Here is a 20,970-nt window from a genome sequence, read left to right on the forward strand (position 1 = left end):
AGTGAAGAATATAAAACCTGATTATTCTTCACTCCTAATTCTTCACTCTTCACTCTTAATAATCCATCAACATGAATGTTTTTATAGAAACAATTACGTCTGCTGATCCCACTATTCGTAACCGATCCTTTTTTGACATAAGCCGAAATTTATCTGCCAATACCTTATTAAAAGCGCTGCGTGAACTGGATGGATTCCGAAAGTCCACGCCGAATTTGTACGATAAAGTCAGAGCGATTCTTTTCTTATATGCCGGTTTCCGCTTTTTCCTGATGGAAACGAAAGAAATTCCGGCGATTGGTAAAATTCCCTATGCTGGTTTCGACGATTTGTTGTCGCGCAGGTTCGAGCAGGCCATTGCCACGTTTTTGCAGGATTTGGATAAACACGGTCCCAATGCCACGCTGTTCAGTGCGTTGGCTGATAGCTATCATCAGTTGTCTTTTCAGACGCTGGCCGATCAGGTTCGTAAGAGTGTTCGTTCCAGCAAAGGCAATCAGTGGATGTTCCGCGTCGGGCATCAGACCGAGCACCCGATTCGGATTCATCCGAGTCTGTTGCAACGTCCAGATAACTCCCTCTTCTACCCTATTCTGCACGAGCAAACGTCCGTGCGGATGGACTTAACCCATAGTGGCTGGTCGGATATTTTCTTCCTCGGCATGGATTATCCTGAAGGAGCACGCGTCATCAATATCTCCATCGACCTGGGCGTTTTTGGTCGTGATAAAGACATCCGTCCACCCCTGCACTGTTATGTGCGGGTTATTTCAGAGCCCGTTCTGCGCCTGACCAGCGTCGATTTGAATACCACCAAAGATGTGCATGATCTCGCTGATCTGTTCAACTTTGGTAATGACTACTTGAGCCTTATCAAAGCGGGGGTCATTGCATCGGGATTGATTCCCCCTTCGTTTGAAGGTACGAACCAATCTCTCGCCGAAATTCTGGCTCGTATTGTGGCACCGGGCATGGGTATCGAACTCGTCACAAAAGTGAACGACATTCCTAAAGGTTCGCGATTTGCAGTGTCGACCAACCTGCTTGGCTCCATCATCAGCCTGCTGATGCGGGCTACAGGGCAAACGAAGGATTTGGAGGGAGGCCTACAGGAAAGTGAACGGCGACTGGTTGCATCACGGGCTATTCTGGGCGAATGGATTGGCGGCTCGGGCGGTGGCTGGCAGGATTCGGGTGGAGTCTGGCCGGGCATAAAAGCCATTCAGGGTACGTTTGCGCAGGAAGGTGACCCTGAATCCGGCATTAGTCGCGGCACCTTGTTGCCCCGTCACCGGGTATTGCAGGGTGAAGAGATTCATCCCGACATTCAGGAAAAAATCATGAACTCGCTTGTGCTGATGCATGGCGGCATGGCATCCAATGTTGGGCCAATCCTGGAGATGGTGACCGAAAAGTACTTGCTTCGGGGCAATAATGAATGGAATGCCCGTCAGCAAACGAACCAGATTTTCGATAATATTCTGGACGCGATAAAAGAAGGTGACATAAAAAAGCTGGGACAAAATACGGCCCGAAACTGGGAATATCCCATCAAAACAATCATTCCCTGGGCCTCAACCTATTTCACCGAACAGATCATTGCCAAAGCAAAAAAACAGATTGGCGACGATTATTACGGCTTCCTGATGCTCGGGGGAATGTCTGGCGGTGGTATGGGTATGTTTGTGAATCCGGCTCATTACGAAGAGTACAAACTACAGGTGCTGGAGATGCTCCGAAAAACAAAAAGCGAACTCTCCGACTCCCTACCTTTTGCCATGGAGCCAGTGGTATACAACTGGAGCATCAACAACAAAGGCACCTGGGCCAACCTTCAGGAAGGGAATCAGGCACTTATGCCCGAGCAGTATTACGGTATTCAGGTCTCGGAGCTGGTACGAAAAGACCCCAGTTCGATTCCCTATGTGCGCCGGGCCGAAATTGATTACTTCACCACCTACTGCGATCAGAACAATCTGGCGTATCCATTGCTACGCACCATTGTCAGTAACCTGTTCAAGGTATCGGACCCCACGTCTCAGGGCAACCGAAGCGCCGAAAACGAAAAAGCGGATCGCGTTAAGAAAGAAAACGGATTCGATTATATTCAGCATGGCGAAATTCGGGAAGAGCTGCAAAAAGGGCGTATTGGGTTATCCCGCAACCGACTGTCGGCAGAAACGACCATCGACGATGTGCTGCCCGGAGACCTTGTTTCGTTGGAGTCAGTGACGTCCGCCGTTCAAACCGGAGAAGCAGCTATTCGAGCAGGCAAGGTTGCCATTATGAGTCTGGCCGCTGGTGTCGGTAGTCGCTGGACCAAAGGGGCCGGTGTTATCAAGGCCATCAATCCATTTGTAGAAATTGAAGGGGAACACCGGAGTTTTCTGGAGATTCATTTAGCGAAGACCCGGAAAGTAGCTGAGCGATACGATGCAGCCATCCCGCACCTTGTTGCTACTAGTTACCTGACGCATGAGCCCATCCGAAAAAAGCTGGAATTAACAGGCAACTTCGGTTACCAGGGGCCAACCTTTCTGTCGCCGGGTCGCTCCATTGGGCAACGTTTTGTACCGATGGAACGGGATTTACGGTTTCTGTGGGAAGATATGCCCCAGGAAACACTTGACGAAAACAAACAAAAAGTGCGGGATGCCGTGCGTCAGTCGATGATTGCCTGGGCCAAATCGAAAGGAGAAGGCAGTGATTATGTCGATAATATTGCCGCTCAACGATTTTCGCCCTTAGGTCACTGGTACGAAGTCTCGAATCTGCTGCGCAACGGCACTCTGGCTAAGCTTCTGGCCGACTACCCACAGGTTGAAACCATCATGTTGCATAACATCGATACCCTCGGCGCCGATGTCGATCCGGTCGTCCTGGGTTATCACCTCGAATCGGGCAACGCGCTTACGTTTGAGGTCGTTCCCCGTCGTATTGAGGACCGAGGGGGTGGACTGGCGCGTGTAAATGGCCAGCTTCGTCTGCTGGAAGGCTTAGCACAACCACGTGAAGAAGACGAGCTAAACCTGAGTTATTACAACACGAATACAACCTGGATTCAGGTCGATCCACTGCTCCAGTTATTTGGCCTCACCCGTGCCGATCTGCAAACTGGCGATGAAGCGCAATTGGCTAAAGCGGTACGAAGCGTAGCGCATCGGATTCCGACTTATGTTACTATCAAAGATGTAAAATACCGGTGGGGACACGGTCAGGAAGATATTTATCCGGTGGCGCAAATCGAAAAGCTGTGGAGCGACATGTCGGCGCTGGCCGATGTGAAGTGCGGTTATATTGAGGTTCCCCGCTTCCGAGGGCAGCAGATGAAAGACCCCGCTCAGTTAGATTCGTGGGTGACCGACGGCAGCAAAGACCATGTAGCCTCTTTATGCACCTTTGCCGCTTATGCCGGAGTCAGGTAAACGAGACGTTCACTAAATAATTGAAGGCCACTTACTCAAGAGCAAGTGGCCTTTTAGTTTTAAGTTGACTCATCGACCATCCTATCTTTGGGCCGTTAAGTATAAGGTTACTTTTAGTAGTTTTAAAAATTAACAGGCACCATTGAGGGAATTCAATACTAAGATTAGCTCATTGCGCTCAAATATACGAATGTTGTTTATTGGTATATTTGCATGAAATGAATCACCGTATGCCTAAAATTTACGAATACTTTGGCTTAATATTTTTGATCTACACAAACGACCACTTGCCAATTCATGTGCATATACAATATGCTGAATATGAGAATAAAGCCGAGTTAAATTATATAGATGGGGAACTGACTGCTATTAATTTTGGTAAAGTGAAGGGAAAGAAACCGCTTCCTTCTTCACAACGCAAAGAAGCCGAACAATTCATTTTCCAGTATCATTTAGCCATCGTTGAGAAATGGAAAACCGTGATGGTGCTCAATCAAAAACCCGCGTTCGAAAAAATAACGCAAAAAGTATAAAACCTTCACTCAAGGTAGTAGACGCAAATTTTCTCGGTGATTACCGTATTGATATTCACTTCTCGGATGGTAAGCAACGAATTGTCGATTTTGAAAATGCCTTTGGCCAGTTACAAGACTACTATACTCAGTACCGTCAGCCTACCTTATTTCAAAAATTCGCCATAGACAATGGCAACTTAGTATGGGGCGACGATTGGGATGTTATCTATTCGACCCGGGATTTGTATGAAGGTAAAATTGGGTAAGCCAGTCGCCATCTGATAACATATCTTGTTTCTTCACGATCAGCGAAACCACCATATGAAAATCAACCAGCGTAACGATGTCTCGAGTGCTGCCCTAATTTATGGAGACTCTTTTTCAGTTTCTCAGCTATTATACCAAGTTCCAGTTTACAATACACCGGCTCTGACCAACAAACCCTAAGACACACGCAGTCAAGGAGTATACTGAACAGGGGCGCAAGAGCTGAATAATACGTTCATCTACATTTAGTTACTCGGTGCCACTATGTGACGGGGATCATTTGTCGGGAATAAATTCAATTGTGGACTTTTACTAATATAAACTTCTGCATTAGCTAGTTTAATTACATCGAAATCGGCACGAATAAGTAATGATAAAGTATGGTATTCTCTTTGTGTGACGTTTCTATCAACAAAAGGATTAATATTTCTGATTTTAGATTCAAACTCAGCCTTTTCTAATGCATCTCGGTCTTGATGGCGGGTATCTAAGAATCCAAATTCAATTTCCGTTTTACCTTTTACTACTTCTCCGTCTAAATCATATTTAAAATGATATTCAGCCACAAATGCGTAAAATATTAATGCATCTCTATATTGCTTATCTGTCAAATATTTAATTTCTTCAAGGTTCCTGCCAGTAAATATTGACTCATCTACTCTATTCTTCAATGAAATAAATTCTTCTGGTAGACCTTCAGCATCAGTATCAAGTGTAAAATCTACGCTTGTCAATTGCCGAAATTGCAAGGATACTTTACTCGGAATACTCTCTAAAAAGCTCATTAGAAAATGATTACGCTGCACTCTCGAAAAATCATTACTCAATAGTTTTACTGGTTTATCTTCTGCCGGTAAAATATCCATTTTCTTTAGATTGCTAACTACCTCCTTTATGATAATAGCTGCCATCTGTCTTGTTTCATTGGATGAATAAGCTGAAACAACCTGCGTTTTTCCGCTTTCCTCATTTTCCCTCCTTCCAAAAACGACTTCCCCTCTCTGCTTACTACTTACATCTGTCCAATCCTTATTTAAGTCGAATTTATTTGCCTCGAAATTTATCGCTAAATCTCCATTTTCTTTACGCTCAACTCTTAGATCATTAAGCAGTTCACAGTTGGGAAACTTCTTGGTGATTTCTTGCTTAATAACTGGAAGAGCTATAGTAAGAACCGTACTGACATCCTCTGTAATGTCACTGTTCAAGTATGTAGTAGCAAAGTTTTCGCTGTCTTCTTTCGCGGCCTGTTTACGTCTTAAAAACTCAAATTCTGTAGGAGACAATAAAGTCTTTGCAAAAAAAGGAGTAATATCTTCTTTGGCTATCTGCTTACGGGTAAATACACCACGAGCTTTCAATAAGCTTTGGAGGTCAGATTTATTGATATATGAATGATTTAAAAGCTGCCTTATCTGATCACCAAATGGCAACATTGTCTCTATATCAAAAAGCGGCTTGTGCGTAGGAGCGCCAATTTCAGCTATAAGTTCTTTAGCTTCTAATGAAAAGAAGTTCTCACTAAAATTTTTCACTTCAATCATACTAGCAAACTCATTATCTGCGAAATTCAGCAATACAGACTGTTTAATATCTTTATGCTTAACAAACTGATAATCAGGAAAAGCTAATATTATCTTTTGGCACCATCCCGAAGTGAGATTTTGGCTAAGGCCTACAATCCGTTTAAAAGTATCTTTTTCAAAACGTTCATTAGCGCATATTACCAATACCTTTTTAGAGACAATTTTAAACAAAAGTATATCTGAAGTTAAGTAGTCTATAGGCAACAAAGCTCCTGACAATTGCCTTCCACCTGTTATCTTTTCACTTATCCCTGTTTGATGATAGAAAAAATCAACCTTTTCTGATGAATAGATATTTTTGGCAAATTTCATAGAGCTATGAATAAAGTTCACTCTATAATTATCAACGATATGAATCAATTCAAAGTCAGAATGAATTTCTTGGCTTATACTTTTAAGTTCTTTAATTAATGAATAGTCGAGTTCTTTTTTATCATCAACCCAAAATATCAGAAGGTTTTGGCGCCCTCTTTTGAATGCAGAGTTTTTAAGAACCTCGTTATATTGCTTTGACAATAAAAAACAGCTCGTAGCTGTATTCAAATCATTTAGATATTTCTTAAAATCACTTTTAACAGTTTTGGAACTGACATATTTAACAGATATCATTACCGTATCGAACACATCTGCTTCTAACGGACTAAGATAAGCAGCAAAGAAATCTATACCATGTTTATTACAGTTGTGTTTCTTTCTTTGAACACAATCGAACTCAGTATTCGATATATACTGCCAACCAATACTTTTAAAAAAGTTCTCGGCTATATTTTCACCAAGTAAACCTTTAAATCTGGAGAACTCACCCATAGCGGAAAAGAATATGTAATGCAATGTAACAGTTTTAATACAAAAAAGCCCCCACCGTCTCCGGCAGGGGCTTTCGCTTTTTAAAATCAAATCAATCAGGATAATCAAAAAATCCCGCCGGGCCGCCGGAGCGGTTCTGATTACTTCACTTCTTCATAAGGCACGTCGGAGACATTATCGCCTGTGGGTTGGCCTTGACCTGCACCATCACCGTTTCCGCCGAAACCTGCACCATCAGTTGGGTTAGCACCCGCGCCGTTGGTGGCGTTATACATTTCCTGCGAAGCGGTTGCCCAGGCCGCGTTCAACCCTTCGAGCGCGGTGTCGATGGCAGCTGCATCACGAGAACCGTGTGCCGTACGAAGCGTCGTCAGAGCTGCTTCGATGGCCGACTTATTGCCTTCTGACAGTTTATCGCCGTATTCTTTCAACTGTTTTTCGGTCTGGAAAATCATCGAGTCGGCCTGATTGACTTTCTCGATTTTCTCACGTTCCGCCTTATCAGCAGCTTCATTGGCTTTGGCTTCTTCGCGCATCCGGTTGATTTCCGTTTCGGTCAGACCGCTCGATGCTTCAATCCGGATTTTTTGCTCTTTACCCGTGCCTTTATCTTTAGCCGTTACGTGCAGAATACCGTTGGCATCTACATCGAAGGTCACCTCAATTTGAGGTACACCACGAGGTGCTGGTGGAATATCGGACAGGATAAACCGGCCTAATTGACGGTTCTGAGCCGCCATTGGGCGCTCACCCTGTAAGATATTGATTTCAACACTCGGCTGGTTGTCCGATGCTGTCGAGTAAGTTTCTACCTTCTTACTTGGAATCGTCGTGTTAGCATCCACCATTTTGGTAAATACGCCACCCATCGTTTCGATACCCAGTGAGAGCGGAATTACGTCGAGCAACAGTACATCTTTCACTTCACCTGTTAACACACCACCCTGAATAGCAGCACCAATAGCCACAGCTTCATCGGGGTTAACCGCTTTCGAAGGCTTACGACCGAACAGTTTTTCAACTTCTTCCTGTACTTTAGGAATCCGGGTCGAACCACCCACTAGAATAACTTCGTCGATCTGACTAGCCGACAGACCTGAGTTTTTCAGGGCACGACGGCAAGGTTCCAGACTCCGTTGAATCAGCGAATCAGCTAATTGCTCAAATTTAGCCCGACTCAGTGTTCGTACCAAGTGCTTAGGTATACCATTTACCGGCATGATATAGGGCAAGTTGATTTCAGTCGAAGTGGAACTCGACAGTTCAACTTTTGCTTTTTCAGCAGCTTCTTTCAAGCGTTGCAAGGCCATTGGGTCTTGACGCAAATCGATGCCTTCATCTTTCTTGAATTCATCGGCAAGCCAGTTGATGATCACCTGGTCGAAGTCGTCACCACCAAGGTGCGTATCGCCGTCGGTTGATTTTACTTCAAATACGCCATCACCAAGCTCCAGGATCGAAATATCGAACGTACCGCCACCCAGGTCAAATACGGCGATTTTCTGGTCGTGATTGGTCTTATCCAGACCGTAAGCCAGAGCAGCTGCTGTTGGCTCGTTGATGATCCGTTTTACATCGAGACCAGCAATCGCACCAGCTTCTTTCGTAGCCTGACGTTCGGCATCGTTAAAGTAAGCAGGTACCGTGATAACAGCTTCTGTTACCGTTTGGCCGAGGTAATCTTCCGCAGTCTGCTTCATTTTCTGAAGAATCAGCGCCGAAAGCTCCTGTGGTGTATATTGGCGATCGCCGATTTTGACGCGTGGTGTCCCATTTGGGCCATTCTCAACGTCATAAGCAACGTTTTTAATTTCATTAGTAACCTCACTGTAGCGTTTTCCCATGAAACGCTTAATCGAGGAAATTGTATGTTTCGGGTTGGTGATGGCCTGGCGTTTGGCGGGAGCGCCTACTTTGCGTTCGCCGTTGCCGTTGTCCATAAACGCAACTACCGACGGGGTTGTGCGTGCTCCTTCGGAGTTGGGGATAACAACCGGCTCGTTGCCTTCCATCACGGCCACGCACGAGTTCGTGGTGCCTAAGTCAATACCAATAATTTTTCCCATGACTGGTTTAGTTTCTTTAATATGCTGTGTGTATTCTGACAGACATAACCTATCTATCAATACAAATGCCAGCGAGGAAAATTGTTTGATTTGCTGTCAGATTGGCAGAATAATATAGTTAACGGGGTCATAATGGCGCTTCATGTTGGGTGCAACTGAAAAACATGGCAGACCTTTTATCGACAACCAGACCGCCACCTTATTTACTACCCTGAATGATGAGTGTGCTGAATGGCAACGCTAGTTCTCCATTGCCATATTGTTCCCGAAGGCTAGTCCATACCTCTTCCTTAATCCGGGCTATTGTCGTCTGGTCAACCTGCTTTAACGCACTTACAACTGGCGCTGCGACTTCATTCATGTTGGCCCAATACTCATCGGCATCCTTATAGATAACCTGATCAGACAAAACAGATTCCGTTACTCCAGACAATCCAGCCGCTTCCAGAAACCCAGCAATGAGCCCAGGTTTGGCACAGCGGAACATACCCGGCGCTCCTGCCGGAGGGGGTGGCACCTGTAGGGCTCGATTAATAATTCCCATTAATAGACTTATCCAGGCGTTTTGCTCCGGTCCAGCCCAAACTGACGTAGCCAGCCGACCACCGGGCTTAAGTACCCGAACCAGTTCCTGAGCGGACTGCGCCATATCAGGGAAGAACATAAAACCCATTCGGCAACTAACCGCATCGAAACTGGAATCAGCAAAAGGCAATTTGCTCACATCAGCCAATTGGGTCTGGTAATTCGTTAACCCTAACTGCTTCGCTTTTTCCTGTGCAATGGTCAGCATGTTTTCGGATAAGTCTGTGCCAATCACGCTCCCCTTTGTCACAATAGAGGCAATAGTTAGGCCCGGTTCACCAGTTCCGGTGGCCACATCCAGCACGGCATCCGTATCTTTCAGATTAATAGCCTTTATAATCGCATCACCCATCGGTTGCAGAAACCGCATTGTAAAATCATCCCATTTCTTCCAGCCAGGAGCAAATTGATTCCAGACTGCCCGCTGTTGCTCACGAATTATATCTTCTGAGGTTTGCATGAGAATATGTTTAAGATATCCTCAAAAGTAAACTATCGACCGTAAGCCTACTCCTTAGTATTGACGCAACGGCATTAAGAAATAATAAAGCCTCGTAGTCATAATCCGAATAGTATCAGATTATGACTACGAGGCTTTCTACGTGAGGTAGTTATACCTCGATCTATACCTTATTTTCCGAATAGACCACCCAGCATACCGCCAAGACCGCCACCACTACCGCCACCCTGCGTAGCCACTCGAAGCAAATCATTCATATCCAATTTACCATCTGCCATTGCCGAACCAGCCATGCCCATCCAGTCAACACCATGCTGACCAGTAGCAGCACCTAAAATACTATTACCATCAACAGACGAATCGTTCGGGTCCGATGCTTTGTTCATCAACTTACTCAGCACGATTGGCACTAGTGTGCTCGCCACTGACATAGCGACCTGGGGCGAAATACCTAATTTCTCCATCAGATTCTGCTCAACATGCCCCTGCACATCCTGCGTTACTGGGTTTTGGTGCACATTTCCACCACCATTAACAACCATACCCAGCAAGTTACCCAGACCACCGCCCTGCGCTTGTTGCCCCAGTCCACTCAGGATACTGCTGGCCACTGTTTGCATAACACTGTCGTTTTGGCTATTCGGAATAGCTGGGTTGTTAATAACGGCCTGACCTGCCTGTTGCTGAACCAGATTCATCAATGTTTCTAACATGATTCGTTTGTTTAAACTGTTAAACGGAATAGGTTTAGTTATACCCCGCGTTAAAATTAGATAGATTCTAATGGATACTTCAACCTGAATCGGTTAATTTGTCTCGAATCTATTTTCACGCTTATGACGAACGAAGAGTCTAAAAGTAGCGAGCCTATTTCAGAAAATAAATTGTTTACCGAACAGGCGAAACCATTACTTACTGATTTACTTTATCCCAGCGAGTCCGACGAACCGATTGAAACAATAACCTGCTATTTAAAACAAGCTGAACCACTTACAGTCAGTCAAATTAAAGATTGGCAAATGCTACCCCCATCTATTTATGTCGAAGAAATTTCGGAGGCCGATTTTTGGGAACCAGTTATCACAGAACAGGACTGGTATGGCGATGAGGAGAAAGCACGTACGTCCAAATTTCAGCAATTGAACAAATTGGTCGTAGATGAATTAACCGTTCGGCAAGTGTTTCGAGTGGGTGAGTCGGAAATGGATGTGTATCTGCTTGGGTGCCAGAAAGATGGTGAACGGGCAGGTCTTAAGACAAAGATTGTGCAGACATAAGTAGGTTAGTAATAGAAGCGAGGAGTGCATACCAGGAGACAAATTGGCCGTGGCCACTCCTACTACACACTCCTCGCTCTTATTACTGTATTCTCTGTTTACTTCACTTGCTCCACAACGGCTGAAAATGCTTCCGGGTGGTTCATGGCCAGATCGGCCAATACTTTACGGTTGAGTTCGATGCCTGATTTATTCAGGGCACCCATCAGGGCTGAGTACGACAACCCGTGAATACGGGCACCAGCATTGATCCGCTGAATCCATAGCGAACGAAAGTTGCGCTTCTTGGCTTTGCGGTCGCGGTAGGCGTAACCCAAGCCTTTTTCGACAGCGTTTTTAGCAACTGTCCAAACATTTTTACGCCGACCGAAATAACCTTTGGCCAGCTTCATTACTTTTTTCCGACGCGCCCGTGAGGCAACGTGATTGACGGAACGTGGCATTGTATGTTAGTTGTTTTTTGACGACAGGCGGATAGATAATATAGAGTGTAGAATGAATAGTGAAGAATAAGTTAAAACTTAACCTGACTATCATTCATCATTCATCATTCATCATTCTCTTGTAAGGCCCGGCATCGGGTGAAACGTGAAACCAGGACGCAACCGCGCCCTTTTTTGTCCCTTAGATGTTCAGCAACGCTTTAATGCGACGCTCATCAGGGGCAGCAACCGTCGTATCATGCACTAAATTGCGCTTCTGCTTGGTTGTTTTTTTCGTCAGAATATGACTGTGGAAGGCATGCTTCCGCTTGATTTTTCCGGTGCCGGTCAGCTTGAAACGCTTCTTGGCCGCCGAATTGGTTTTTACTTTTGGCATTGCAGTAACCCGCTTGTATGGAAAATAAAGTAAACAGGGCGCAAAGATACGAAAAAATGTCAATCGTAATTAATCTATCCCGAATAATCCACCAACGCCACCACAACACACGCAATAATCAGGCTGTTCAGGTCAATAAATAAAAGCCTTAAGTAGGTCAATCCATTGGACCAACCTACTTAAGGCTTTCTATTAAATGATATTAATTCTCCTTTTCAGGTCAGAAAATCGCGATCAACGCAACTGCATTATTTTTTAGCAGCTACCACTTTAGGAGATAGAAACATACTCATGCGTTTGCCTTCGAGCTTGGGTTCGGATTCAATCTTGCCGTAATCTTCTAGTCCTTTAGAAAAACGCTCCAGTAATTGAAAACCGCGATCTTTAAACACAATAGCCCGGCCTACGAATTGAACGTAGGCTTTTACTTTAGCTCCTTCTTTCAGGAAGTTAATGGCGTGTTTAAGCTTGAACTCAAAGTCATGGTCGTCGGTATTAGGACCGAATCGAATTTCTTTGATAACGACTTTTGTCGCATTCGCCTTGATTTCTTTCTGCTTTTTCTTTTGTTCGTATTTGAACTTGGAGTAGTCCACAATACGACAAACAGGCGGCACGGCGTTGGGCGATACCTCAACCAGGTCGAGGTTTTGCGCTTTGGCCATCGCCTGCGCTTTATTTATGTCGTAGATTCCCTGCTCTACATTTTCACCGACCACCCGAACTTCGCGGGCAAGTATGCGTTCATTGACTTTGTAGGGTTCTTCAACCACGCGACGGGGTGGTCTGCGCTGGGGTAATGCCATAGATTGTGTTTAGGGTAACTAATTTGTTTGAAACTGACTTTTATAGTGTTTGGTCAAAAGTCGCTTGGATAACGTAATGATTCCTAAAAAGTTCGGGAAACTATTGAAAATACAGATGCTAAGCAAGTAACAATGCTGTTTCAGGTTTAAAGTTTTATGTTCAGCGCAAAGTGACATGAAACTTTAAACCTGAAACAAATACTACAGTTTAACTTCTGCCTGAAACGTCTTTACAAACTCATCTATACTCATGCTCCCCAGATCACCCTGGCCTTTTCGTCGGACAGACACTTTGCCATCGGCAGCTTCTTTCTCTCCAACAATAAGCATATAGGGTACTTTGTTGACTTCGGCATCGCGAATTTTACGGCCAATTTTTTCGTCGCGAAGATCAACGAAACCACGAATATCCTGTTCTTGTAAACTAAAATACAGGTCGTTAGCGTAATCTTCGTACTTCTCAGAAATGGGCAGAATAGCAATTTGATCAGGTGAGAGCCAGAGCGGGAAATTACCACCCGAATTCTCGATCAAAATTGCAATAAATCGCTCCATTGACCCAAAAGGCGCCCGGTGAATCATAACCGGACGGTGTTTCTGGTTATCAGCACCGATGTATTCCAGTTCGAACCGATTCGGCAGGTTATAATCGACCTGAATCGTACCCAGCTGCCACTTTCGCCCAAGCGCATCGCGCACCATAAAATCGAGTTTAGGGCCATAAAAGGCCGCTTCTCCCAATTCGGTTACGGTCGGAAGTCCTTTCTCAGCCGCGGCTTCAATAATAGCTGATTCAGCTTTCTCCCACAGATCGTCCGAGCCAATGTATTTTGTGTTGTTTTCGGGATCACGAAGGGAAATCTGGGCGCTATAATCCGAGAAACCCAGCGATTTGAAGACATACAATACCAGATCGATCACTTTCATGAACTCTTCTTTCACCTGGTCGGGGCGACAGAAAATGTGCGCATCATCTTGCGTGAAGCCTCGCACACGTGTCAACCCGTGCAACTCGCCCGACTGCTCATAACGATATACAGTACCAAATTCAGCCAGCCGCAATGGAAGGTCACGGTAAGAACGAGGTTTGGTTTTATAAATCTCGCAATGGTGCGGACAGTTCATGGGTTTCAGCAAGAACTCCTCATTCGGATCAGGAGTTTTGATCGGCTGGAACGAATCTTCTCCGTATTTCTCCCAGTGACCCGAGGTTACGTACAATTGCTTGCTACCAATATGGGGCGTTACAACTTGTAAATAGCCTGCCCGCGATTGCGCTTTCCGCAGAAAATTTTCCAGCCGTTCACGCAACATAGTGCCTTTAGGCAACCATAACGGAAGCCCCGCTCCTACTTTTTCCGAAAACGCAAACAGTTCCAGCTCTTTACCCAACTTGCGATGGTCACGTTTTTTAGCTTCCTCCAGCAAGTACAGGTAATCGTCGAGTTCTTTCTGTTTCGGATACGTAACCGCGTAAATCCGGGTCAATTGCTTATTTTTCTCGTTGCCGCGCCAATAAGCTCCAGCCACGTTCATCAGTTTAGCTGCTTTAATAAAGCCCGTATTGGGGATGTGTGGCCCCCGACACAAATCGGTAAAATCGCCCTGTGTATAGAACGTAATCGATCCGTCCTCCAATCCTTCGAGCAGGTCGAGCTTGTAAGGGTCTCCTTTTTCTTCAAAGTAAGCAATGGCATCGGCCTTGCTCATGGGCTTGCGAATGTACTGCTGTTTCTGGCGGGCCAATTCCAGCATTTTGTCTTCTACCTTCTTGAAGTCTTCCTGCGAAAATGGCTTTCCACCAAAGTCAACATCATAGTAAAATCCGGTTTCGATCGCTGGCCCAATTCCGAACTTTGTGCCCGGATATAGTGCTTCAAGCGCTTCGGCCAATAAGTGCGCCGATGAGTGCCAGAAGGTTGCTTTCCCCTCAGCATCATTCCACGTCAGCAGTTGAACGTTTGCATCCTGATCAATAGGGCGTGTAGCATCCTGCACTACACCGTTTACTTTGGCCGCCAATACATTACGGGCTAGCCCTTCGCTAATTTGAGTGGCAATATCCAACCCAGTGCTTCCTTTGGGATACTGCCGAACGCTACCGTCGGGTAGCGTCACGCGGATTTGTTCGTCCTGCGCAATCATACTTTACACTAATTTATTTGTGGGCACCCGCAGCTTACCTACAACTGTAAGCCACTTATTTTGTATTGAGTAAAGTAGTGTAGTGGGTGAAATAGGTAATTGGTGGTTAACCTATTCCACTTACTACACACACTACACCTACTACACTAATTCTGTCCTATCGGTTTCACGGTTCGTTTGAGCGAATCGCTGGCGTTGGTTGTCACCCTTGACTTCGGCTGAATGGTCGAAATATGAACACGGGTTGTATCGAGTACCGCCCGGCTTCGCGTTGGTGTCAACGGTTTAGCTACCGTATCAGGCAAAAATAAGGAGTTATACGAACTTTGCGCATATTGTCGTCGCTGAGATCGCCACAATCCAGCAACAGCCTGTTGATCTGTTGCGTTCAGCTGGGCTGCTTTTGTATAGGCTGTAATAGCCAACTCGTATTGCCCCATTTGTTCATGACAATAACCGATGTATGTATCAATACGCGGAAACTGAGGTCGAAGTTGCAGAACATGCTGGTAATTAGCCAAAGCAGAATAATAATTCCGATATTTCTGATTAATCAGGCCCATCTGAAAATACACCTGATAGTAATTGGGCTGCATCTTTACCGTCTGCTGATAATAAATCATGGCGCTATCGAGTTTCCCCTCAGTGTGGTAAATCATTCCCCGCCCATAATACAGTTTAGCATTATCAGGAAAATAGTGAAGGGCCTGTTCATTATAGACAAGGGCAGAATTCAGATCACCCAGTGTTCGGTATATGGAGGCTAATTGATTATATGTTTCCATATAACGGGGTTTTAGCCGCAAAGACTGCTCATACAGTACAAGTGCTTGTGCTGTATCGCCCTGGCGAGCAGCCATGAGTCCGTTGAAAAAATAAGCTTCTCCATCGTAAGGGGCCATTTGCAGTGCTTTTGCTACATAAAGCTTTGCCTTATCGAACTGATTTTGCTGTTGAAGTAAATCCCCTTGCAAGGTATATAACTCGGGGGTATCGACACCCAAAATTTCAGCCCTTTGAGCGTTTTGAAGCGCTTTTTCAGGCTGCTGCAATGCTCGAAGGATCTGAGCACGGGTTAAGTAAAATGAACCAATATTGTCATTCCGATTAATAGCTTCGTCTATATCGGCCAAGGCATCACTCACGCGCCCCATGGTGAGCAGAATAACTGCCCGTTTGGCATAGGCCGACGAGGACGACGACTGATTGATCGATTGCGTCAGTGCACGCAAGGCACCTTCCGCCCGGCTACTATCTCCCAACTTAGGGAAGTCTGGGATGTGCGCCGTCTGCCGATTATCATCACTACAGGCGACGAGAAGGGTGATTATAAAGAGCGAAAGAGTGAATGAGCGAATGAACGAAAACCACCTATAGGCACGCACTTCAGCACTTCGGCGGCCCGGTCTTTCACTCATTCGCTCATTCACTCTTTCGCTCTTTATACTCTTCATACGGATGCGAACCGATAAAATACACCCAAAGGTAATCGTTTATTAGCCTGGTCAGCAACGGCTAATTCACCCCATTCCGGGTTGGGTACACGACCGAATAGCGGTTGCATCAGGTTGTCCAGGATAAGGGATGAGAACCCAAGTGAATAGAGATTGATGATAAAGAAAAAATCGGATCGGTCGAGCAGATCGGCGCAGGATTTTAGCAAATCGTTGAGCTGTTCTTCGAGCACCCATTTTTCTCCATCGGGTCCACGACCATAAGCAGGCGGGTCAAGAATAATACCATTGTACTGATTACCACGCCGAACTTCTCTACGAACGAACTTCACCGCGTCTTCAACCACCCAACGGATATTATCTAACTCGCTGTGATCCATGTTTTCGCGCGCCCAGCTAATAACAGGTTTTACCGCATCGACATGGGTTACGTCAGCCCCGGCCTGACGGGCCGCCAGCGAAGCTCCGCCCGTATAGGCAAACAAATTCAATACTTTAGGCCGAGCGACATGGGCTTTTAGGCCGTTTACTTTCTCATGGATATACGCCCAGTTGTCTGCCTGCTCAGGAAACAGCCCTACGTGCTTAAAGGTAGTTAGCGCCAGTTTAAACTTTAGATTCAGCCCAGCTTGCCGAAATGTAACATACCAGGGGTCCCGCATATCGGGCGTAGTTTGCCAATCTCCCCGTTCCGGAGACTGACGATCACGGCGAAAAATGGCATGAGCACGACGTTCCCAATCCTGATCAGACAATGATTTATCCCAGATGGCTTGTGGTTCGGGGCGGGATAAAATGAACTCACCGAATCGTTCGAGTTTCTGAAAATTACCCGAGTCGATCAGTTCGTATTCAGTCCAGGGTTTGGGCGTAATTAATTGGATGTTTGACATATATCATTTTCAGTAAATCGTCGAGTAAGTGGATTAAGTGTAGTAGTCTGACGACTTCAAGCAAATAGATTGCACTACAGACCAAACTTATTTCACGCACTCCACGATTTACATTGCACTCGTAGACTGGCCCATTTTTAAGATCAATTCAAATTCATCTGGCCGAACGGGCATGACCGACAAACGAGATTGTCGGATGAGGCTAAGATTTGCCAGGAGTGGTTCGGCTTTTATCTGAGCAAGCGAAACAATTTTTTCTAAAGGCATTACCGGCTCTAACTCCACGACTACCCAGCGCAAATCGTCTGGTACAGTTGGATCTGGATACGCTTCCCGCGCCACTTTAGCCAAGCCAACAACGCCAATATTTGTTACACTATGATAAAACAATACATGATCGTCCAGTTGCATGGCTTTTAGGTTGTTGCGCGCCTGGTAGTTGCGAACACCATCCCAAACAGCACGACCTTGTTCAATAAAATGATGCCACCCGTATACGTCAGGTTCGGACTTAACAAGCCAGTAGTTCATGAGAATGTAGTGCAGTGAGTGTATTAAGTGCAGTAGGTATACTAAGCTTAGGATATACCTACTGCACTTAATACACTCACTGCACTTACTCTACTAACGATCAATAATAATCGTCGTGTTCCTGGCCACTACCAAAAGGGGAGCCAAATTCATCAATATCATCATCTGCAAAACGCGAGCCTGTTCCTTTAAAGCTCAGTGCTTTACGTAGAATCATGATCTGGCCTGTGTGGTACATATCATGGTTGATGATACCATGCAACATGTCGTAGTAGGTATAGTCACGACCAGGAACAATATCTTCCAGAAACTCATCATCATCTCGCTTGTCGAGTTCATTAATAAGTTCTTCCTGACTCAGGCTCAATTCCATTTCGAGGGCCTCCCACTCAAAATCATCAATTTTATCGGGCAGTGCACCAAAATTTTTGTCAGGCGTAGTAATATCAAACGTCTCGTCGCCCTGCATCTTTTTGACACAGAATATTCGCCAGCTAGTCATGTGAAAGACGAGTTCGGCAATGCTGTGCGTATTAGGAGCAATCCGTTTCCCTGCCATATCGGGCGTAACGCCCCGTAATACATCAACTACCGATGGGCCATGCCAGGCTTCCTCACCTTCGTACGTTGTGTTTAGTAGGTCAATGATGCGGATCAGTTCGTCGTTTGGTACCATAGTTCAATGAATGGTTGAGTTAGTAAATGCTATAGACAGTAACTATATAAGCTACCTATCCTGGCAAATAGGGTCTCTACCCTGAAATCAATTCGTTGGTTATAAAATCTGTTAGTTAGCTATGTTCAGTTTAGTTGTCTGGTTTCTACGACTTTACGTTAGTTGTAACCCAGTTCCACCATGTTGTTAACAAGCAAGGGGTAGTTTCTGAACGCTCCAACAAAGGTAGCCAATATTGATGTCCTTCGAAAACAAACAAGCTAAACACATGATTAACGTCGGCCCTATAGCCTCAGTAATCGTATAACTAGCAACCAAAAATAGAGTGGCATGTTTTGTGTACGCAACTAATCAGCATTTTTTGTTGATACAAAGTGACGAAACAAAAAAAGTAAAGACTCAAGGGAAGATGAAATAGATTTATGATTCAATTTGGTGCTCCACGTCTGCTTCTCCCTTGTCTGTTCTGGGCGTCTTTCTGTTTTGCTCAGACCTCAAAACCGTTGCGTTATCGTACCGAAGTAGGTGCCTACTTTGCCACGTCGGGGCAAACTCCATTCTGGCTACGGGCAAATCAGTACGGTATTGTTCCGCGCGATCAGGCATTTATGACTGTTCGGCAAGCGCTCCGGGTAGACTATCATGACGCGCCAAAAACTAAACTTGACAGTCTTCGGGCAGCTAATCGACGAATTGACTGGGGCTGGGGGGCTGAAGCAGTGTTTAATGCTGGCTATGACTATAAATTACTTATTCCGGAAGCTTATGTAAAAGTAAAGTTTGGAAAAAGCCTGGAAGTCTGGGCCGGGCGACGTCGGGAAATTATTGGGCTAGTCGACACAACGCTCACATCGGGATCGTATGCCTGGTCAGGCAATACATTGCCAATGGCGAAAATTCAACTAGCGGTGAATGACTATTTACCTAGAAACAGCCTGTTCGGCTTTAAGGGGTTTTACGCGCATGGCTGGTTTGAAGAAGAGCGATTTGTGAACAATACGTTACTTCACCAGAAAGCCCTCTACGGTCGATTTGGGAAACCACATTGGCGCCTTAAGCTTTTTGCTGGCATTAACCATGAGGTTATGTGGGGGGGAAGTACCGAACACCTGCCAGGATCAGTTATTAAAAATAATCAGTTACCCAATCAGTTTAGCGATTATATCAATGTTGTGTTCCCCGTCACACTGGGTAACCGGACTGATATCGATACCAATCGCGTCAGTGCATTCGACAGTAAAAATAGGATTGGTAATCACCTTGGTACAATCGATCTGGCATTTGAGTACACAGCACGCTCGTTTTCTATTTTTGCGTATCGACAAAATATCTACGAAGATGGCTCCCTGTTTTATCTCATCAATCTTCAGGATGGCTTAAATGGGTTACGGATACGTAACCGCCGACCCAGAAATCCCAATGGGTTGCAGATTCAGGACATTCTACTGGAATATCTGTATACAGAAAGCCAGGGAGGGAGTTCATTTTTAGAAAACGATCCACTTCAGCGGGGCCGCGATAATTATTTTAATCATTCGCAGTATCAGGATGGCTGGTCGCGCTACGGCCTCACGATGGGGACTCCGTTTATTAGCCCATCAACGGATAGCCGCAGCAATTTACCCCGGTATGCCTTCACAAATAATAATCGGGTATCAGTAATGCACCTTGGCTTGTCGGGGCAGGTTTTGGATTTTTTTCGATTTCAATTAAAAGCGTCGTACAGTACGAATCTCGGTACCTATGAAGTACCATTTGATAAACCTGTACGGCAGTTTTCTTCAGTTCTGTCGGTAGCGGCCCCACTTGCAATCCTCAACGGAGTAACAGCCAATGCTTCTGTAGCTACCGATATTGGCGACTTGTACGATAACAGTGTAGGTTTCTTTATCGGCATTCGAAAAGAAGGTCAAAGCAAGAAACGGCAACCAGTAGATCCTGATTAGATTTCCATATCTATTTGCGTTTCCGTTGCCAATTACCTTTTTCGGGCTGCGGACGGAATACGTGCACATCGAGCAGTGCATATGGACGAGCAAGATACTCACGGACAAGGGTTCGTAGCGAATAACCATCAGGTACATCCTGAGCTGCGAATGCAATGGCTTCCATCCCTTCGTGATTCCCGATATAAAGCGCGCGGGCGTTGTGAAAATTCTGAGAGATAATCGTAATCTTTTCCTGATTGAACTCGTCCTTGCAACGTACTACCGAATCGAAGGTTCGATAGCCCGCATAATCGAGCTGCATGACCGACACTGGAATGCCTAGCCTAATCAGCGCCCGCTGCATATCTACGGGCTCGTTATAGTATTCTGAATCGTTGTTACCGCTTAAAATCAGGTATTTCACTTTACCCTCTTTCCAGAGTCGGGCTGTAGCCTCCATTCGATAGCGAAAGAAGAGATTTTCTTTACCCGTTCGGACAAATTTACTCGTCCCTAATACTAAGCCAAAATCATTTGCGGGCAACTCATTGATGTCAAAATAAATCTGATCTTTTGTATTATAAACTACCCACCAGTTACTGATCAGTATAACCATTGCCCCTGCAAACAGGAGTGCAATAATCAATTTAATCACACGCTTGGCTACGCGAACGCCAACCGCTTCGCGGTGTGCTTCGTCGTTGTAATCGGTAGCCAAAGTCGTGTTCAT

General features: G+C 45.3%; 18 protein-coding genes. 5 read left to right on the forward strand and 13 right to left on the reverse strand.

Annotated features, from left to right (window positions below):
• The first annotated feature begins 71 nt into the window (after positions 1–71).
• The 3 genes from GO755_RS08020 to GO755_RS08030 all read left to right on the forward strand — a co-directional run bounded on the left by GO755_RS08020 (position 72) and on the right by GO755_RS08030 (position 4,206).
• Positions 72–3,425, forward strand: a complete 3,354-nt coding sequence (locus GO755_RS08020; protein WP_157584236.1) for a UTP--glucose-1-phosphate uridylyltransferase — start codon at positions 72–74, stop codon at positions 3,423–3,425.
• Between the two features lie 230 nt (positions 3,426–3,655).
• The gene (locus GO755_RS08025; RefSeq protein ID WP_198174779.1) at positions 3,656–3,958 is read left to right on the forward strand and encodes a DUF4160 domain-containing protein; all 303 of its coding nucleotides are present in this window, start codon (positions 3,656–3,658) and stop codon (positions 3,956–3,958) included.
• Complete coding sequence (locus GO755_RS08030) at positions 3,895–4,206, forward strand: DUF2442 domain-containing protein (RefSeq protein WP_157584238.1); 312 nt, start codon at positions 3,895–3,897, stop codon at positions 4,204–4,206. The genes GO755_RS08025 and GO755_RS08030 overlap by 64 nt, the downstream gene beginning before the upstream one ends.
• Positions 4,207–4,452: 246 nt before the next feature.
• Here GO755_RS08030 and GO755_RS08035 read toward each other — a convergent pair whose 3' ends face one another.
• From GO755_RS08035 to GO755_RS08050, 4 genes are all read right to left on the reverse strand, one after another.
• Positions 4,453–6,600 carry a hypothetical protein gene (locus GO755_RS08035; protein WP_157584239.1) on the reverse strand — a complete coding sequence of 716 codons (2,148 nt, stop codon included), beginning with the start codon at positions 6,598–6,600 and terminating at the stop codon, positions 4,453–4,455.
• Between the two features lie 140 nt (positions 6,601–6,740).
• The gene (gene dnaK / locus GO755_RS08040; RefSeq protein WP_157584240.1) at positions 6,741–8,666 is read right to left on the reverse strand and encodes a molecular chaperone DnaK; all 1,926 of its coding nucleotides are present in this window, start codon (positions 8,664–8,666) and stop codon (positions 6,741–6,743) included.
• 199 nt (positions 8,667–8,865) lie between these two features.
• Entirely contained in the window at positions 8,866–9,711 is an 846-nt protein-coding gene (locus tag GO755_RS08045; RefSeq protein ID WP_157584241.1) for a class I SAM-dependent methyltransferase, read from the reverse strand.
• A 170-nt stretch (positions 9,712–9,881) separates the two neighbouring features.
• A complete protein-coding gene (locus GO755_RS08050; protein WP_157584242.1) occupies positions 9,882–10,424 on the reverse strand; it encodes a DUF937 domain-containing protein in 543 nt (180 codons plus the stop codon).
• Between the two features lie 123 nt (positions 10,425–10,547).
• Between GO755_RS08050 and GO755_RS08055 the strand changes: the two genes are divergently transcribed.
• Positions 10,548–10,988: a nuclease A inhibitor family protein gene (locus GO755_RS08055; protein ID WP_157584243.1), complete on the forward strand. Its 441-nt coding sequence runs from the start codon at positions 10,548–10,550 to the stop codon at positions 10,986–10,988.
• 98 nt (positions 10,989–11,086) lie between these two features.
• On the opposite strand, the gene rplT is transcribed toward GO755_RS08055, so the two are convergent.
• The 8 genes from rplT to GO755_RS08095 all read right to left on the reverse strand — a co-directional run bounded on the left by rplT (position 11,087) and on the right by GO755_RS08095 (position 18,312).
• Positions 11,087–11,431, reverse strand: coding sequence for a 50S ribosomal protein L20 (rplT, locus tag GO755_RS08060; RefSeq protein WP_157584244.1), 345 nt, complete (start codon positions 11,429–11,431; stop codon positions 11,087–11,089).
• Positions 11,432–11,612: 181 nt separating this feature from the next.
• Positions 11,613–11,807, reverse strand: a complete 195-nt coding sequence (gene rpmI / locus GO755_RS08065; protein WP_157584245.1) for a 50S ribosomal protein L35 — start codon at positions 11,805–11,807, stop codon at positions 11,613–11,615.
• A 248-nt stretch (positions 11,808–12,055) separates the two neighbouring features.
• Positions 12,056–12,613: a translation initiation factor IF-3 gene (gene infC / locus GO755_RS08070; RefSeq protein ID WP_157584246.1), complete on the reverse strand. Its 558-nt coding sequence runs from the start codon at positions 12,611–12,613 to the stop codon at positions 12,056–12,058.
• Positions 12,614–12,814: 201 nt separating this feature from the next.
• Positions 12,815–14,758 carry a threonine--tRNA ligase gene (gene thrS, locus GO755_RS08075; protein ID WP_157584247.1) on the reverse strand — a complete coding sequence of 648 codons (1,944 nt, stop codon included), beginning with the start codon at positions 14,756–14,758 and terminating at the stop codon, positions 12,815–12,817.
• 146 nt (positions 14,759–14,904) lie between these two features.
• Positions 14,905–16,212, reverse strand: a complete 1,308-nt coding sequence (locus tag GO755_RS08080; RefSeq protein WP_198174780.1) for a tetratricopeptide repeat protein — start codon at positions 16,210–16,212, stop codon at positions 14,905–14,907.
• Entirely contained in the window at positions 16,209–17,105 is an 897-nt protein-coding gene (locus tag GO755_RS08085; RefSeq protein ID WP_157584248.1) for a class I SAM-dependent methyltransferase, read from the reverse strand. Before GO755_RS08085 ends, GO755_RS08080 begins: the two co-directional genes overlap by 4 nt.
• A gap of 108 nt (positions 17,106–17,213) precedes the next feature.
• Positions 17,214–17,636, reverse strand: a complete 423-nt coding sequence (locus GO755_RS08090) for an EVE domain-containing protein (RefSeq protein WP_157584249.1) — start codon at positions 17,634–17,636, stop codon at positions 17,214–17,216.
• 100 nt (positions 17,637–17,736) lie between these two features.
• Positions 17,737–18,312 carry a DinB family protein gene (locus GO755_RS08095; RefSeq protein WP_157584250.1) on the reverse strand — a complete coding sequence of 192 codons (576 nt, stop codon included), beginning with the start codon at positions 18,310–18,312 and terminating at the stop codon, positions 17,737–17,739.
• 422 nt (positions 18,313–18,734) lie between these two features.
• On the opposite strand from GO755_RS08095, the gene GO755_RS08100 reads away from it, so the two are divergent.
• Positions 18,735–20,258: a capsule assembly Wzi family protein gene (locus GO755_RS08100; protein ID WP_157584251.1), complete on the forward strand. Its 1,524-nt coding sequence runs from the start codon at positions 18,735–18,737 to the stop codon at positions 20,256–20,258.
• 10 nt (positions 20,259–20,268) lie between these two features.
• On the opposite strand, the gene GO755_RS08105 is transcribed toward GO755_RS08100, so the two are convergent.
• A complete protein-coding gene (locus GO755_RS08105; protein ID WP_157584252.1) occupies positions 20,269–20,970 on the reverse strand; it encodes a SanA/YdcF family protein in 702 nt (233 codons plus the stop codon).

The sequence above is a fragment of the Spirosoma arboris genome (genome assembly GCF_009754945.1).
GTDB classification, from domain to species: domain Bacteria; phylum Bacteroidota; class Bacteroidia; order Cytophagales; family Spirosomataceae; genus Spirosoma; species Spirosoma arboris.